The 15,445-nt window shown below is 43.0% G+C and carries 16 protein-coding genes, 1 tRNA gene and 1 pseudogene; 2 read left to right on the top strand and 16 right to left on the bottom strand.

Going from position 1 to position 15,445, the window contains the following annotated elements; all coding sequences use genetic code 11:
- Positions 1-57: 57 nt before the first annotated feature.
- From ASULF_RS01530 to ASULF_RS01505, 6 genes are all read right to left on the bottom strand, one after another.
- Positions 58-2,118, bottom strand: coding sequence for a heavy metal translocating P-type ATPase (locus ASULF_RS01530; RefSeq protein ID WP_015589936.1), 2,061 nt, complete (start codon positions 2,116-2,118; stop codon positions 58-60).
- The gene (locus tag ASULF_RS01525) at positions 2,115-2,489 is read right to left on the bottom strand and encodes an ArsR/SmtB family transcription factor (RefSeq protein ID WP_015589935.1); all 375 of its coding nucleotides are present in this window, start codon (positions 2,487-2,489) and stop codon (positions 2,115-2,117) included. Before ASULF_RS01525 ends, ASULF_RS01530 begins: the two co-directional genes overlap by 4 nt.
- Before the next feature lie 385 nt (positions 2,490-2,874).
- Positions 2,875-3,261 (bottom strand): cupredoxin domain-containing protein, encoded by a 387-nt coding sequence (locus tag ASULF_RS01520; RefSeq protein WP_015589933.1) that lies wholly within the window; start codon positions 3,259-3,261, stop codon positions 2,875-2,877.
- Between the two features lie 4 nt (positions 3,262-3,265).
- Positions 3,266-5,254 (bottom strand): 4Fe-4S binding protein, encoded by a 1,989-nt coding sequence (locus ASULF_RS01515; RefSeq protein ID WP_015589932.1) that lies wholly within the window; start codon positions 5,252-5,254, stop codon positions 3,266-3,268.
- A gap of 124 nt (positions 5,255-5,378) precedes the next feature.
- Entirely contained in the window at positions 5,379-5,603 is a 225-nt protein-coding gene (locus ASULF_RS01510; RefSeq protein WP_015589931.1) for a YHS domain-containing protein, read from the bottom strand.
- A 45-nt stretch (positions 5,604-5,648) separates the two neighbouring features.
- On the bottom strand, positions 5,649-5,990 hold the full coding sequence (locus tag ASULF_RS01505) for a hypothetical protein (protein ID WP_015589930.1): 342 nt from the start codon (positions 5,988-5,990) through the stop codon (positions 5,649-5,651).
- Between the two features lie 203 nt (positions 5,991-6,193).
- Here ASULF_RS01505 and ASULF_RS12380 point away from each other — a divergent pair.
- Together ASULF_RS12380 and ASULF_RS01500 are read left to right on the top strand one after the other, a co-directional pair.
- Positions 6,194-6,466: pseudogene (locus tag ASULF_RS12380) on the top strand (RNA-guided endonuclease InsQ/TnpB family protein); the annotation flags it as partial.
- A 168-nt stretch (positions 6,467-6,634) separates the two neighbouring features.
- The gene (locus ASULF_RS01500) at positions 6,635-7,168 is read left to right on the top strand and encodes a helix-turn-helix transcriptional regulator (RefSeq protein ID WP_015589929.1); all 534 of its coding nucleotides are present in this window, start codon (positions 6,635-6,637) and stop codon (positions 7,166-7,168) included.
- A gap of 372 nt (positions 7,169-7,540) precedes the next feature.
- Here ASULF_RS01500 and ASULF_RS01495 read toward each other — a convergent pair whose 3' ends face one another.
- The 10 genes from ASULF_RS01495 to priS form a co-directional block, all read right to left on the bottom strand.
- Positions 7,541-8,170: a class I SAM-dependent methyltransferase gene (locus tag ASULF_RS01495; protein WP_015589928.1), complete on the bottom strand. Its 630-nt coding sequence runs from the start codon at positions 8,168-8,170 to the stop codon at positions 7,541-7,543.
- Positions 8,167-8,370 carry a hypothetical protein gene (locus tag ASULF_RS01490; protein WP_015589927.1) on the bottom strand — a complete coding sequence of 68 codons (204 nt, stop codon included), beginning with the start codon at positions 8,368-8,370 and terminating at the stop codon, positions 8,167-8,169. The genes ASULF_RS01495 and ASULF_RS01490 overlap by 4 nt, the downstream gene beginning before the upstream one ends.
- Before the next feature lie 122 nt (positions 8,371-8,492).
- Complete coding sequence (locus ASULF_RS01485) at positions 8,493-10,910, bottom strand: heavy metal translocating P-type ATPase (protein ID WP_015589926.1); 2,418 nt, start codon at positions 10,908-10,910, stop codon at positions 8,493-8,495.
- Positions 10,911-11,207: 297 nt separating this feature from the next.
- A tRNA-Pro gene (locus tag ASULF_RS01480) sits at positions 11,208-11,281 on the bottom strand.
- A 140-nt stretch (positions 11,282-11,421) separates the two neighbouring features.
- Positions 11,422-12,324 (bottom strand): CBS domain-containing protein, encoded by a 903-nt coding sequence (locus ASULF_RS01475; RefSeq protein ID WP_015589925.1) that lies wholly within the window; start codon positions 12,322-12,324, stop codon positions 11,422-11,424.
- Positions 12,325-12,534: 210 nt separating this feature from the next.
- A complete protein-coding gene (locus tag ASULF_RS01470) occupies positions 12,535-13,185 on the bottom strand; it encodes an N-glycosylase/DNA lyase (protein WP_236609696.1) in 651 nt (216 codons plus the stop codon).
- Complete coding sequence (locus ASULF_RS01465) at positions 13,169-13,339, bottom strand: 30S ribosomal protein S27e (protein WP_015589923.1); 171 nt, start codon at positions 13,337-13,339, stop codon at positions 13,169-13,171. The genes ASULF_RS01470 and ASULF_RS01465 overlap by 17 nt, the downstream gene beginning before the upstream one ends.
- Before the next feature lie 15 nt (positions 13,340-13,354).
- Positions 13,355-13,630, bottom strand: coding sequence for a 50S ribosomal protein L44e (locus ASULF_RS01460; protein ID WP_015589922.1), 276 nt, complete (start codon positions 13,628-13,630; stop codon positions 13,355-13,357).
- A complete protein-coding gene (locus tag ASULF_RS01455; RefSeq protein WP_015589921.1) occupies positions 13,627-14,202 on the bottom strand; it encodes a hypothetical protein in 576 nt (191 codons plus the stop codon). Before ASULF_RS01455 ends, ASULF_RS01460 begins: the two co-directional genes overlap by 4 nt.
- Complete coding sequence (priS, locus tag ASULF_RS01450; RefSeq protein WP_015589920.1) at positions 14,192-15,301, bottom strand: DNA primase catalytic subunit PriS; 1,110 nt, start codon at positions 15,299-15,301, stop codon at positions 14,192-14,194. The genes ASULF_RS01455 and priS overlap by 11 nt, the downstream gene beginning before the upstream one ends.
- Positions 15,302-15,445 lie beyond the last annotated feature (144 nt).

The following is a 15,445-nucleotide window of genomic DNA, read 5'->3' as shown; positions in this document are numbered from 1 at the left end:
ATGAGTGAAGAGATAAAAAGATAAAGAAAAAGCTGCCAAACGCATGGAATATCTATGTCACCTTAAAATTCTCATTGAGTTGAGGACAGCAATGAGAGTGACACCAACATCGGCAAAGACCGCCTCCCACATTGTTGCTATTCCAAGAGATCCAAAGGCTATGAAAAATCCCTTTACAGCCAGAGCAAAGCTTATGTTCTGCCAGACTATGCGCTGTGTACGCTGCGAAAGCCTGATGGATCTCGCTACTTTCGATGGCTTATCATCCATTATGACGACATCAGCTACCTCAATTGCAGCTTCACTCCCGAGTCCCCCCATTGCTATACCAACATCTGCTCTGGCTATGACTGGAGCATCGTTTATACCGTCTCCAGCAAAAGCTACAATGCCATCTTCAGCTTTAAGTCCCTCTATAACCCTCACTTTATCCTCAGGAAGCAGTTCGGCATAATATTCATCAACACCCAGCTGAGAAGCGACTCTTTCGGCGATCTCTCTGCTATCTCCGGTGACCATCACAACTCTACATCCAAGTTCTTTCAGATCCTCCACCGCCTCCCTCGCATCGTCTTTCAGCTGATCTGACACAATTATATATCCAGCATAAACCCCATTGACAGCAACATGAACAACTGTCCCTTCAACATCACACGAGTCGTGTTCTATATTCATTTCATGCATCAGAGCATCGTTACCGGCTATTATCGTGTAGTCATCAATTTCTGCTCTAACGCCTCTTCCTGCAAGTTCTTTATAACTCTTCACCGAGCCACCTATCTCCCCATATGCGTCGATTATCGACTTGGCGATGGGATGGTTCGAATGCATCTCAACGAGAGCAGCAAACTTTAGCACATTTTCCTTGCTAAATCCATTCTTCGCCACAACCTCTGCAACCCTGAAACTACCTTTCGTAAGCGTTCCAGTTTTATCGAAAGCGACAATTCTTGTAGATCTCAGGGCATCGATAAAATTGGCACCCTTGATCAGTATTCCCTCTCTGGCAGCTTTGCCAATGGAGGCGAAGTAGCTGAGAGGAACAGACAACACGAGGGCGCAGGGGCATGAAATGACGAGCAAAACGAGGGCACGATAGATCCATGTAGTAAACGGTTCACCAAGTATCAGCGGTGGAAGTGCTGCAATGCTTACAGCCATGGCTATAACTGCAGGTGTGTAATAACGGGCAAAACGGGTTATAAATTTTTCAGCTCTTGCCTTTCTGCTTCCCGCCTCCTCTACAAGCTGGAGTATTCTTGAGACAGTTGAATCGCTGAATGGCTTTGTAACTCTTACTGTAAGAAGACCGCTCATGTTCACCATACCTGAAAGGACTTCATCTCCTTCGGCAACACTGCTTGGCTTTGATTCACCAGTTAAGGCAGAGGTATCAACCACTGAAGTGCCTTTAACCACAACACCATCCAAAGGTATTTTCTCTCCGGGCCTGACAACAATGAGATCTCCAACCTTCACATCCTCCGGCTTTGCCCTTACTGTTTTCCCATCAACCTTCAGGTTTGCAAAGGTAGGCTTTATTTCCAGCAGGGCTTTTATTGAGCGCCTGGACCTTCCCACTGCGATATCCTGGAAGAGTTCCCCCACTCTGAAGAAGAGCATAACACCAACAGCTTCGGGCATTTCATGGATCGCAATGGCACCTATGGTAGCTAAGCTCAGAAGAAAGTTCTCGTCAGATACAATTCCCTTTGTAAGGTTTCTGGCGGCCTTCCAGAGAACTCTCCAGCCAACTATTAGGTAGGCTGAAAGAAGTACGGTGTATTCAGCTGCGGGAATTGGGTGTAGAAAACCTTCTAGGGTTACTCCTAAGATGAACAGAATCGCAGAGACAACAATCGGAATGATTTCTTTTTTAGATACTCCTTCATCCTTCTCTCTTTCCTTACCATCCTCATCGAGATCTATGATTTCAACTTCTGGTTCCACTTTCTTTATGGTTTCAATGACTTTCTCGATGTCCTCTGTATCAACAACAAGCTCGGAAGTGGAGAAATTTACAGAAGCGAACCTTACGCCTTCCAGTTTTTTCAGCTCCTCCTCTATTTTAACAGCACAGCTTGCACAGTCAAGGTTCTTCAGCTTGCACTTCTTCATTTCCTTCCACTTCCCTCTTCAATATGTTCCAATGCTGTGTCCAGAATAGCAGCAACGTGTTCATCATCTAAGCTGTAGTAGACATTCCTGCCTTCCCGCCTGTACTTTACCAGTTTTTTGTCTCTCAGAATTCTGAGCTGATGTGAAACAGCAGAAACTGATAAGCCAGTTATTGCAGAGATATCGCAGGTGCAGAGTTCGCGTTTAGATAAAGTTAAGAGTATTTTAATGCGCGAGGAGTCGCCAAAAGCTTCAAGGAATTCGGAAAGCTCAATTATGCGCTCATCAGGTGGTAAACTTGAAGCAACAACCTCAATGTACTCCCCAATACTTTCATCTTTACAGACAGGTGCCTTTTTACTCTTTCCCATATTTGAACAATTGTTCAAATACTTATAAATTTTTTGTCTGGCACATCTGGATCATATTCTTCAATTAGGGTCTCTTTTTTAACCTCAACTTAATAATAATTACACAAGCTTTACTAATTTTATAGACCACTAAAAACACAATTTCATGAGCATGTATAACTGTTTTAACCTCTAAATAAGAAAACAAAGTTTAAAATAGAAGAATTTAAAAACAAAATGTTTACACGTAACTTATTGGTGATCGGAGTGGGATTACCTGTTGTAGCAGATATCAGAGTTCAAAAATTCAAGATCTTAAAGAAGGCGGTTAAAAAGATAGAAAAAGATGGGATAAAGGAAGCCCTATTCAGAAATTAAATAACACCTGTAGCTCTCACTACTGGCTTTATTTTACAATTATAATCCCCCGCATGAAGAAGTGGTAGGGACTGCACCGCACGGAGCATCCGAAAAAGTATATACCTTCCTTTTCTGCCACGAATTCAATTACCTTTCTCTTTCCAACATCTATAGGTCCGGTGTTGATGCCCAAGCTTGGAATTGTGAAGCCGTGAACGACATCCATGCTTTCCACAATGAGTCTCACTTTCTGCCCCTTCTCAACCACAACGAGGTTTGGCTTAAAGCCTCCAGCCTCTGCTATGTAAGCCCGTATCACAACCGTGCCGTTCTCTTCAGCTAAGAACTCTCTGTCCATGCTCAAAAGTGCGAGAGGTAATGCCAAAGCGAGAACAACAAGCGATAAAGCTACTATCTCCCAGAAAATTTTCATCCTCTCACCCCGCAATAACTTTTATCAGGATCAGAGCAGAAATGATATGCAATAAGCTCACCACTGCTGTTGCCCTGAAAGCCCTGTGATGCTCACCGAACAGCTCTTTCGCTATGCTATATGTAGTGATTATTGCAAGTGCGAGTCCAGTAAATATCAGGGGAGCCTGAAGGAAAGGAAGCCATTCAGGATAAAGCGGACTCCATTCAAATTCTGTACCAAAATTCCATCCCCAGCCAAACGGGTCTGAAAAAGCTGTTAGCGGGTAAGCCCAGAATACTGCGAGCAGTGATACCGCGAATGCTATCCATACAAAGAGTCCGTAAGGAGCAAGAGCATAGCTGAAAGAGAGGAAAATCTGCTTTGCAGGCATTCTGGTGTCAGCGACCTTTTTGGAAATCCATGAGAAGGCATAGAAAACTGCTGGATAGGCAACGAGTGCGAGTGTTGAAACGAGCAATGCCCACTTGATCCAGTTAATAACTCCCCACGGTGGAGGGATTAACAGTCTTGCAGTTTCGAGGTTCGCACCGTAAACGTTGCTCATATTCCCCCAGTCTTTCAGCCAGTAGTATGATCCGAAGAAGATTAGCTCATAGAATATAGCTAGTACAAACCTTGTGAAACCCATCCAGGCCTCATCAAATCTGTTTTTCGCTTTTGCAGCAATTTTTGGAAGGTCTTTTCCAATCATTCTGATTTTCACCGTCATGTTGTTTTTAGGACAGGATTTAATGCACTCAAAGCACTCCCCGCAGTAAGTGTTCTCACAGTTTCCGCCAGGATAGAGCTTCCATGGGCATCCATAGCCCTTTGAATTCCCTTTGATACAGTCTTTACTTTTGTGAGATCGGCAGATCTCTCTATCTCTCGATCTAACTGATAAAATGGAGACATTGGAGTGATATCCGATGTAGCCGCTTGCCGGACATATGTGCCGGCAGAAGTACCTCCCCGGATATAGGGTGTAGAGCAGCGTTGCAGCAATAACAAGGGTTAAAAATACCACTGCTGTTACGAGCGGTCTTGTTACGAGCCATGGGAGGAATAGAGAGAGTACGAAGAACCCGATAACAGATACCCACATGTTGTTAAAAGCCCTTGGCCACCTCCTTTTTATTTTGAGCTCGCTGACACCAACGATTCTTCTTCTCGCAATCCACTCACCAAGTACAGGGATGGGGCATGCTGCACACCAGAATCTTCCCGCAAAAAGTATTGTGAACTCTACGATTGCAAACCAGAGAATCCAAACCACAGCAATCGAAAAATTTCTATTACCTGTGGGGTTTCCAAAGAAACCGGCTACAATAACGAGAGTGAAGAAGAAGATACTGGGTAGAATTAGCGAGAGCTGGAGTCCTCTCCATTTGAGGATCTTTTCAAGTATAGGACCAATAAACCTCGCTTTGAGTATGTCAACCTCCCTTTCGTGACCTCCAAGCAGTTTATTTTCGGGTTTTCTCTGAAGGTACAGTAGCGTAAATCCACCTACCGCGAGCGTGGATATTATGAGGATGTGGTAGGGTATGTTCGGCTTGACCACTATGTCCATAACCATAAATGGATGCAGCGGCCCGCAGGTTACAGAGCAGCGAAGCTTGAACTTTCCTTCCCTGTCAAAAGTTATTGGACCGACTTCCAGAACTCTACCCGGCAACACAAAGATCTTTTGATCCGAGGGTGAGGGTGTGTAGCCATCAATATAGAAACCATGGGTGACATCCCTTGAAATTACTCTGAATAGAACTCTATCTCCCTTATTAACTTCTAAAACACTGGGTTCCGAACCTTTAGGATATACTTTCAGTTCAGAGCCTTCTTGGATAGCCCTTACAGTAAATCCAAATTGAAATGCTTCAATGTATACTATCTTGGTTGGAGAATCCCTGAAACTTTTTTCAGCCTGAGCGTTAACAATTTGAGCGTTAGCATTTGAAATCAACAGGACGAGCATAACGGATAAAACTGGTAAGATTGCCTTTTTAACCATGTAAACTCCTCCTTAAATTTGGTTTACCTTCTATTCTCAACCTTCCGAAGCATCTGCTAGTTTCTGAGAGTTAGCACGCTCATTTGTAACTTATATTAAAAAATATTTAATAAAAATAAGTTTGTCAACAGCAGCTGTGTCCTGATGCACTCGATCTCTTTTTTAGATACTTCTCAGGATTCTCATCGAAAGTCTTTTTGCAGTCAAGAGAGCAGAAGTAGTATGTTTTACCCATATATTCTGATTTACTGACTGCCTTTTCTCTGTCTATTACCATGCCACAAACTGGATCTTTTGTTTTGTCATTCGTCTCCGTTTCGTGTTTGTGTCGGGAGTGCCTGCAGAACATTTTTCACCTCCTCCAAAAATTAAAAAATAATAGAGCTAAATCAGTTTACCAGTACCCCATCATTGGGCAGTGCCATCCTCCGTAGTATCCGTAGGGCACATTGTATGTCTGAGGATACTGTTCAGAAGTTTCGTTGATATTCTGGTTCTGATTCGATGGGTCCTGTGGATACTGGTAGTCATACGCTGGCATACCATATCCAGCTCCATATCCTCCCATCATTGGTCCTCCCATCATTGGCATTCCGTATCCCATCATTCCACCCATGCCCATCGGCATTCCGTATCCATATCCTCTCCATCCAAATGGTGTTGCAGTTGCCGTATATACTACCGCAGCAACTGCTGCTATTGCTACTATTACAACTCCAACCTTTTTCCAATCCATCTCGCATCACCTCAATCAGTGTTTCACCTCAAAGGCAAAAGATGTTGTGTGCTAAAACTTGGAAAAAAGAAGCTTCGAGATCTTTCAGAACGTTTTAAACAGAAACCTAACGTTTCATTCTGGTCATCTATAGAAGCAAACTCCTTTTAACTGAAAACGAAGGAGTGAACGCTGATTTAAGATTTCAATTGCCATGACGAGAACCCTGGAGAAGGATAAAGCGTGGCCTGTTCAAATCCGTAATCGGGCTGATAAACGCAGATGTGAGCTCTGCGAGGGCTATCATCAAGAAGTAGTTTTTAAGGGATACTGCGTCCGGCCTCAAGCAAGTAAGTAGATTTGAGAGTCTTCCGAAAGCTCAAAGGTAGCTCCGAGTCTGCTGTATTGGACGGATAGGAGTAGCAAGGGGTTGTGTCCCCTACGGGGGTAAGGCTTATGCAAACCCGCCCGGAAGCTCTTGCGCAAGCGAGGGGTGATTCACCCAAGAGGTATATTGTCTCTCTCAAAGCTGCTGAGTTCTTTTACTAAATCTTTTACTTTTAGCATATTATTCGGTTATATATACTATCTTTTATTTTTTGATTAGGTTTACGTGTCCAAAACACCAAAACGCTCATATATTCATTTAACTTTACAGTGTTAAAATGTCTGGGAAACTTCAGGTAAAAAGCATATCAGAGCTTAATAATGCAGAATTTGTTTTGTTAATTGGTGGAGCCTTCTTTCTATTCACTTCGTTCCTTCTTTTTCCGAATCTACACCACTATATGATGATGGGGCCGTACTACATGAGTTACCTACCATTCATTCTTGGACTTCTGGGGCTTGCGATGATAATTCTCTCACTTGTGAAAACTTCAAGCTCGGAAGTGAGCAATTTGGAGAGAGACACGAATCTGAAAAATCATGAAGAGAATCAAAATGAGCGAAAAGATAATGAGAAGCTTAGCGTCGCTCTCAGACTTCTCAACGATGATGAAGCCAAGATTCTGAGAATCATACACGATAATGAAGGAATAACTCAGGATTCGCTGCACTTCAGGACGGGATTCTCACAGTCAAAAATTTCAATGATAATGAAAAAACTCGAAGAGAGGGATCTGATAGTCAGAGAGAGATTCGGTAAGACTTACAAAATATATTTGAGTGAGTGGTTAAGGGATTGCAAAAATAGGTAAAAATACTCTCAGTCTCAGAGTATGTCTCACGGTCAATGTAAGCTATTGCGAGGACATTAAATGAACTATTAGACGGAGATATTCTGCTTTAAAAGTGCAATCTAAATAAAATTATCCAAGACTCTTTTGTAATCGATGCTGAGCTTCCCGTCTATACTCAAGCCATGAGCAGTCTCACCATCCAACCAGTATCAATACTAGCTCTCTTCTGCGTATTCAATAAGTATACACTCGTATTCGACAAAACTCAGAAGAGTGAAGAATGAGATGTAATAAGGCTGGAGTGCTAAAGAGATCAGAAACCCTGCAGGTGGACAGAAATATTAGTGTATGTGAACTTCAACCTGTGATGAAACGAAACCGGTTTTTCATTCAGACTTTTTCTGCTTCAACTAGTCTGAAAACTGTGCCTAAAAGATGCTCCTCTTTTACTATGCTGAACCCTGCCTTTCTTATATTTTCGTCCGTCTTCCTGTTTATCTCAGGACCCATCATTCTCGCAATGGGGTTCAGCAGATGAAAGATCGGCTGGATTAAACGATTCTTGGGCAACATGTGTTCGAGGAAGAAAGCTCTGCCATCTGGTTTGAGAACTCTGTATGCTTCCTTCAAACCCTTTATCGGATTCTCCACAGAGCAGAAGACAAAAGTTGTGAAAACGATGTCGAAGACATCATCTTTAAAAGGTAGTGATTCTGCATCACTGACAATGAGTTGCACATCTTTGGTGGAGTTTCTCACTCTCTCCTTAGCCTTAAAAATCATTTTCTCGCTTATATCTACAGCGATATAGTGTCCATCCCTGTAATACGGGACATTTTTCCCTGTTCCAACTCCAATCTCCAGTATTCGATCGCCCTCACAGGGGTTGATTCTCTCGAAAAGGTACTTTCTCCATTTTTTAGATAAAAAGAGTTCCATTGGTGCCTCGGCAATCTCATAAATTGCTGCTATTCTGTTGTACCTTTTCCTGTCTTCTCCTACCTTCGCTTGAACTCTCACTCTTTCAGCCTCGCCTCGTAGCCCGCATCTTTGACAGCTCTCAAATATTTCTCCAAGTCCTCTCCTTCCCCTATCTCAATTTCTGCTTCGTTGAGAGTAATTCTCTCCACCCTCGCTCCAGCGTTCTCGAGAGCTGCCTTAACAACACCTACACAGCCACCACACGAAAGCCCGGAGAGCTCAAGTCTGACTTTCTTCACACTCCCACCTCCTACCCCTTTATTCACAATTTTGCCATACTTTCTCAAATACCACTCACAACACCTGCTAGAGGGGTTTCATCCCTCCACTTCCACACTCTTTACAAATCTCGTTCATTCAATCACTTCCTGAACTTCCTGACCGGCGGAATGTAGTTCTTCATCAGCAGGGAGTTTGTCACAACGCTGACACTGCTCATCGCCATCGCTGCTCCAGCCCATTCAGGTCTGAAGACCACTCCAAAGATAGGATACAGCAAACCCGCCGCTGCTGGGATTAGCATGGAGTTGTATATCATCGCCCAGAAAAGGTTCTGTTTGATCTTGTTCAGTGTCTTCTCGCTGAGCTGAATAGCTGCAACCACATCTCTCAAATCATCCCTCATCAGCACAATTTCGCCGCTCTCAATAGCTATGTCTGTGCCACTTCCAATGGCAATGCCGAGATCTGCCTGAGCCAAAGCAGGAGCATCGTTTATACCATCACCAACGAATGCAACTATTTCCCCGCTTTCCTGCAATCTTTTAACCTCCTCAGCTTTCTGATGAGGCAGAATTTCGGCAAGAACAAAATCTATTCCAAGTTTTTTAGCAATTACCGTGGCAGTCCTTTTGTTATCGCCGGTTATCATTGCCACTTTCTTGCCCATTTTGTGGAGTTCATCTATAGCCTCCAAAGCAGATTCTTTCAGCGTATCTGCTATACCAATAACTCCAACAATTCTGTCGTTTGAAGCAACGAGTATTGCTGTTTTTGCCTCCATTTCAAGTTTCTGTAAAGCATCCTCCACCTTCTTATCAACGGCAAGCCCGTTTTCAACCATCAGTTTTCTGCTGCCAACCAGTATGCGATTACCATTGAACGAGGCAACGACCCCCTTACCTGCGATAATCTCGAACTTCTCAGGCTCTTCAACACTTATTTTCTCAGCTTCAGCCTTCCGCACTATCGCTTCTGCCAGCGGATGTTCGCTTCTCTTTTCTGCTATCGCGGCGATTTTCAACACTTCCTTTTCGCTTCCATCGAAAGCTGTCACATCTGTAACTTCCGGCCTGCCTTTTGTAAGAGTGCCCGTCTTGTCAAAGACAACGATACTTACTTTTCTTGCAATCTCAAGAGCTTCTCCATGCTTTATCAGTATTCCGAGCTCTGCACCCTTACCCATTCCAACAGTTAAAGCTGTAGGTGTTGCTAAACCAAAAGCACAGGGACATGCTATTACCAGAACTGCAACGAGGGTTGTGAAGGCGAATATTGCCGGAGCATCGGCGATGAAATACCAGTAGACAAAAGAGCCAACTGCTATTGTCAGAACCGCTGGAATGAAGTAAGTAACTATTTTATCAGCTAATCTCTGTATCGGAGGCTTGCTGCCCACTGCCTCCTCCACCAGTTTTATGATCTGTGCAAGCAGTGTATCCTTCCCGACTCTTGTAGCTCTTATCTTCAGAAAGCTGTTCTTGTTTATTGTAGCTGCGATGACCTCATCGCTAACCTTCTTGAGATTTGGAGTTGGTTCGCCTGTGATCATCGACTCGTCAACATAGCTTTCTCCCTCTATTACCACACCGTCAACAGGTATTTTTTCTCCCGGTTTGACTATTACGATGTCTCCAACTTTAACATCCTCAACTGACACAACAATTTCTCTACCATCTCTGACCACAACTGCTGTCTTTGCCTGCAGACCCATCAGCTTCTTTATAGCCTCACTTGTTTTCCCTTTCGCAACCGCCTCCAGAGTTCTGCCGAGTAAAAGGAAGGCTAAAAGCAGGACTGAGGTCTCGAAGAAGAGATAGTCTTCCGGTAGAAAGCCGAGAGTTGAGAGGACACTTGCTGCAAAAGCACTTCCAACACCCATTGAATACATAACATCCATGTTCAGCATTCTGTTTCTGAGAGCTCTTGCTGCCGCTGAAAACATGCTCCTGCCAGAGTAAAGCATCACGGGTGTTGCGAGAATCAGCTGTATCCAGCTGTTGTAAGGTACACTTAGGCCGATAAATCTCCCATAGGTCAGAATGAGGAGAACTGCTCCTGTTGCAGCGGCGAAGAAAAGTCTTCTCTTCATCTGCGTGATATGATCTTCCCCTTCCTCTTTACTCTTCTCTTCTCCTTCAACCCCGAGGAACCTGTAGCCGACGCTCTCTATCGCCTGTTTTATATCTTCCAAGCTTGTAGTTGATGAATCAAAAATGATTCGAGCAGATTCTGTGGAAAGGTTAACGCTGACACTCTTAACTCCAGGCAGTTTGCTTACAGTGGTTTCTATGGATTTAGCACACATGGCACAGCTCATTCCACCTATCTTCACAGTTATGGCTTTCTCGTCTTCTAAAACGCTGTAGCCTATACTTTTTATGGTCTCAATCATCTTTTCAAGACTGATCTTGGAAGGATCATATTCAACATAGGCTGATTCAGTAGCGAGATTGACAGATACATTCTCAACTCCTTCGAGCTTCCTTAGGGCGGTTTCGATAGCTTTAACGCACGATGCACAACTCATTCCCGTAATCTTGATGTTTTTCTTCTCCATATCAATCGCCCCAAGATAATATACAAGACGATACTAAATAAGGTTAATTTTTGACAATTTGTTAAATAATTGTAAATCGGGTGTCTTATTCAGACTTTTACAACCCATCCTTCAATTCCTTGTGAGAAAAACTTAACAAAAATTTGATTAATTGTCTGTTTGAGGTGTAGAGGTGTGTTGGTGGGGATTGGATGGCGGACTAGTAGAAGATCCTAAAAGGAAAAACAAATCAAAGAGCTAAAACACATCATTCTAATTAAAACTACCGGTAATCTTGACTGACAAACCAACAAAAAGTGGGGCGGCGGAGATTTGAACTCCGGTCGCCGGCTCCCAAAGCCGGAAGGATAACCAGGCTACCCTACCGCCCCTCTTGCTAAGGAAATTTATCGGGCTTAAAAAATCTTTCTGTTGTGGGATTAGTGTGGTATGGTATTAGCATAGATTCAGCTAGGATTATATACTACAGCACACAAAATCTTATTCAGAAAAATTAAAAATATTTGTTGAATTAAAATTTCTCAACCACAAACGGTGGTAGCAACCTTGTCAGAACCTTCTGGTCGGTTATTATCCCGATTGGATTGCCCCTATCTGTCACGATAAGAACCCTGACATCTTCGTCTCTCATCAGTCTTATGGCCTCTCTTATCTTTGTATCCTTCTCTGCAGTCACGATCTTTGGTCTCATAACTTCTTCAACCCTCGCATCGAGCTTATCCTCAGCTATAGCTTTAACAGCATGTTCCAATGTGAATATTCCGATTAAAGACCCATCAGACTTTACTGGAGCGCAGTAAATCTTCTTCTCGCTCAGTATCTTTGTAGCATCCCTGACAATCATGTCCTTATCAACTGTAATCAGCGGAGATGACATATGCTCCCCAATCGTATCCTTAGGCAGGGCTACTATGCTCTCAGTGTCGATTATTATTGTATTCGCTGTATCATCCCTCCCGCTGACCTTTCCGGAAACTATCATCTCGTTTACCGGTGTTGGGCCAACAAGAATCCTGTCTCCGACGGTTATCTTCTTTATATCTCCTACAACCCTTATTCTGGCCTGACATACCTCAGGATGGGATATTGACGGAAAATCAAGTTCCTCTACCGACAGATCCTCCAGCAACTCGTCATTTCTGATTACCGGCACTCTAACTGCTTCCTCTGGCTTCGTCACAGATAAAAGCTCGTAAGCCTTTGCTGTTGGTTTGTAACCTCCCTTTGGTCCGGGAACACCCTCGACAAGACCCAAAGCTCTTAAAGCCTGCATCTGGTTTCTTACCGTTCCGGGATTCCTGTTGATCAGTTCGGCAATTTCTTCACCTTTTATTGACAATCCTATCTTCTTTTTGTATAGCGTGATCAGGGCATACAGGATGTCCTTCTGAATTTGTGTAAGCTCAAGTTCCATTCAAATACCTCCCAAATCTTTTCCAAAGATTTAATCTGAAGAGTATATATATTTTTTCACGGTTATTCAATAAACAACCACCTCTCCTTTATACCTTATAACCTGAGGGCTCACTAAAACTTTAATTAAAAGAATTTTCACCAAGAAACTCTTTAAGAACCAATTGTTATTATTGTTCATTATAGTTATGTTCGTAGATCTTATCACTCGTCACTTTAGAACCTTGCCTGTTGAGAGATACCACAGATTTAGATCCAGTTCTCCCGGGCTCATCGAGAGCTTTTCGGCAATCTCCACAAAAACTTTCTCGATCTCAAGATACTTTCTCCTGCTCAGTGTTTTCGGTTTTTCTATAATCCCCTCGCTGCTTAAAAGCTTCAGTATGTGCCTGTCAAGGATCGCAAAATTCAGATATCCAACATTTCTCATGAAGTGGCTGGCCTCCTTATAACCCAAACCCTTTACATTTCTAACCAACCATTCTCTTGCCTCAAATTCTCCTGAAGAGTGCACGATATCCTGTATTATGTCCTTTATGTTTCTGAACCTTCTCGCGAGAACGATGTACTCTGCTCTCTTGTTGTAGAATCTGTGTCCAAGATCTTTTAACCTCTCAGAAAGCTTTTCCTTATCCATATAATAGAATCCATCAAAACCAAGCTCTTTTTGAATCCTAATGCCCAACTCCGCTGAGGAGTTGGCAGTTAAAATGCAAAAACAGAGTTCGCTAAACCAGAACTCGTTACCCTTGTGCCTAAAAGATAAAAACTCGTTAATTCTTCTATTGACTTCCCGATGGATTATTGGCTTGACTGCTCTTACTTTCTCGATCAGACTCCTCAAGTCACTCGAGCACTTCAACTATCTCAGCCTTTATCTCTCCCTTTCCACCGGTATGCTCGGCCAGAGTCCTCCCGCAGATCAGGCACTTCACATCGATGGAAGGATGATCAAAAATTACCTGCAGATTCTCACAATCCGGGCACTTAACCCTGATAAACTTGCTCTTCTTCATGAACATCACCCCCCATCAGACGAGTTCAAATCTCTTAGCTCTCCATGTAGGCCTGTGCTCAGCCTTCTTGCACTCTGTGCACCTGAACCTTATGTTAACTCTCTTCGTTGGCTTATCCCCACCTGGAACCTTGCTGAACTTACCGAGGTTTCCGACCTTACCCCTTCTCGCCTTCTGCCTGTTGATCCATCTGAGAGAACTCTGCCTGCCTTTGCTTACCTTTTCAACTTCATGAATCGTGTGCCTGCCACAATACTTGCAGTAAGTCCTAACCTTCTTCGGATACTTCATATCTTCACCTCATCACTTTCGATGATCTCAACGATATCAGCCTTAATGAGTGCCTTAGCATTTAATCTTGGAAGTGTAACTACATCCTCCCGACTCAATTTATATGTTTTTCCATCAACGCCTTCAAACTCGTCTATACTTGTTTTAACCCTCACGAGAACATAGTCATTCTCGATCTTCTCTATTTTTTCTTCCCTGACTTGCTCATAATGTACATCTTTCTCCGGATACGACATTATACGCTCCTTGTAGTTTTTAATAACCTCAACAAGCCTGAAAAGCAACTCTTTCTCCCCTGAGTTTAAATTTTCCGTGCTCTCTGAATTACCGCATACCATGCTCCAGGCAATCCTGATGATTTTGCTTGTTCGTGTTTCAAAAATTTTCTTGAGTATCCTTCGGAGCGTTCTTATGTTATCGTTTATTCTTGAAATCTCCTCATCGTCAGCACGATCTCTCATTTTTTCAAGCTTTCTGATTTCATCTTTTATCCTGTCGTAGAAATCGTCATCTATCTTCGTAAGTTTAGTCCTATTTTTCTCAAGAATTATCAGCAGTTCATCAATGTCCATATCTTGCTAACCCCCTGCAGATAAGATGGACTGCCAGATACTCCGGCACATCAACCCTCTCACCGCTCTTCAACTTAAAAAATTCATCGTTCATCTTAACTTTAACGCTCTTTAACACAGTTATTTTCACATTCTCATCACCAAAAGCTAACGCATCTCGAAACGGGTTAAAGTCCTCTATATCGTTTAAGCTAACTTCCATTGCTTTCAAACCGCTTTTTCCATGAATCGAGCCGGGAAGTCTGATCAGCCTCTTGATATCTGCTGTGACCGGAGCATCGATGTGGATTGAGAGCTTTGATATGCATGAGCTAACAATCTGTTCGATCATGGAATTCAGTTTTTTGGATTTGCTCCTCACCTTATCTTCTATCCTGTAATCCCCCCTGATGAAAGCTCTGCTGTCTTCAACGAGTCTTCTGAGATCAGATTCAATAATATCTGTTTTTCTTATTCCCAAGCTTTTTAGATACTCTTTCAACTTATCTTTTTTCATTAAATTCCTCAGAAATGAGATGAAGCAGACTCTTAACCTCCTCGATTGAAGGCTGTCCGCGTACATATCTGGCTGGGTCAGGAGTATGTAATCGACTATCTCCCTCCTCTCAGCAGATCCGAGTATGGATAACCCTTCATCATAAACATGCAGGTGATAACCCCTCCCACCAGAGAACACGATTCTCATTTCGCTATCGCTCACGCCGAAGTCCTTCGACAGTAGCTCGGAAAGCCTGACGATTTCTTTTTTTGCAATATCAATAAGCTCATCCATATCCTTACTCTTTGCCGGTATGTGGTCTGCATCGATATCGAATATCAGATCTGCATACAGCCAGCCTTTCTTTTCCATAACCTCATCCGGCTTTTCGTAGCACGCTGAGGAGTAGTAAACATGTGCTGGGGGAGAGTTTATGATCGATGCCTTGAACTCCTCAAAACTTTTGAATGATATGTGGCGGTGCATGAAAAAGTCTGGGAGGATTTCGAGCGGAACAAAAGCCCACTCTCTTTTCTCGAAATTTGGTGGAGGTTTTATATCTGCCTTTGAATAGTACTCCCTGAATTTTCTTAGCAGGTAGATCTTTGAAATGCTGTCCACAAAAATCTGTTGGTCAGAGATTATTTATCTTTTTAGAGGTTCTGTTATTCATTGCCGAGAAATGAAAAATGTCAAAAACCTTGGTTCAGCACGATATCCTGCAGCAGGGCTCCACTCTGTATGGTCTATCCAGAATGTTATGTT

It is taken from the genome of Archaeoglobus sulfaticallidus PM70-1 (assembly GCF_000385565.1).
GTDB classification, from domain to species: domain Archaea; phylum Halobacteriota; class Archaeoglobi; order Archaeoglobales; family Archaeoglobaceae; genus Archaeoglobus_A; species Archaeoglobus_A sulfaticallidus.
This window is presented reverse-complemented; position numbering and strand designations above follow the sequence as displayed.

Excerpts from the sequence above, each read along its gene's own strand:
- ASULF_RS01530 (WP_015589936.1), bottom strand. The coding sequence starts at position 2,118 with ATGAAGAAGTGCAAGCTGAAGAACCTTGACTGTGCAAGCTGTGCTGTT.
- ASULF_RS01525 (WP_015589935.1), bottom strand. The coding sequence starts at position 2,489 with ATGGGAAAGAGTAAAAAGGCACCTGTCTGTAAAGATGAAAGTATTGGG.
- ASULF_RS01520 (WP_015589933.1), bottom strand. The coding sequence starts at position 3,261 with ATGAAAATTTTCTGGGAGATAGTAGCTTTATCGCTTGTTGTTCTCGCT.
- ASULF_RS01515 (WP_015589932.1), bottom strand. The coding sequence starts at position 5,254 with ATGGTTAAAAAGGCAATCTTACCAGTTTTATCCGTTATGCTCGTCCTG.
- ASULF_RS01510 (WP_015589931.1), bottom strand. The coding sequence starts at position 5,603 with ATGTTCTGCAGGCACTCCCGACACAAACACGAAACGGAGACGAATGAC.
- ASULF_RS01505 (WP_015589930.1), bottom strand. The coding sequence starts at position 5,990 with ATGGATTGGAAAAAGGTTGGAGTTGTAATAGTAGCAATAGCAGCAGTT.
- ASULF_RS01500 (WP_015589929.1), top strand. The coding sequence starts at position 6,635 with ATGTCTGGGAAACTTCAGGTAAAAAGCATATCAGAGCTTAATAATGCA.
- ASULF_RS01485 (WP_015589926.1), bottom strand. The coding sequence starts at position 10,910 with ATGGAGAAGAAAAACATCAAGATTACGGGAATGAGTTGTGCATCGTGC.
- ASULF_RS01475 (WP_015589925.1), bottom strand. The coding sequence starts at position 12,324 with ATGGAACTTGAGCTTACACAAATTCAGAAGGACATCCTGTATGCCCTG.
- ASULF_RS01465 (WP_015589923.1), bottom strand. The coding sequence starts at position 13,339 with ATGAAGAAGAGCAAGTTTATCAGGGTTAAGTGCCCGGATTGTGAGAAT.
- ASULF_RS01460 (WP_015589922.1), bottom strand. The coding sequence starts at position 13,630 with ATGAAGTATCCGAAGAAGGTTAGGACTTACTGCAAGTATTGTGGCAGG.
- ASULF_RS01455 (WP_015589921.1), bottom strand. The coding sequence starts at position 14,202 with ATGGACATTGATGAACTGCTGATAATTCTTGAGAAAAATAGGACTAAA.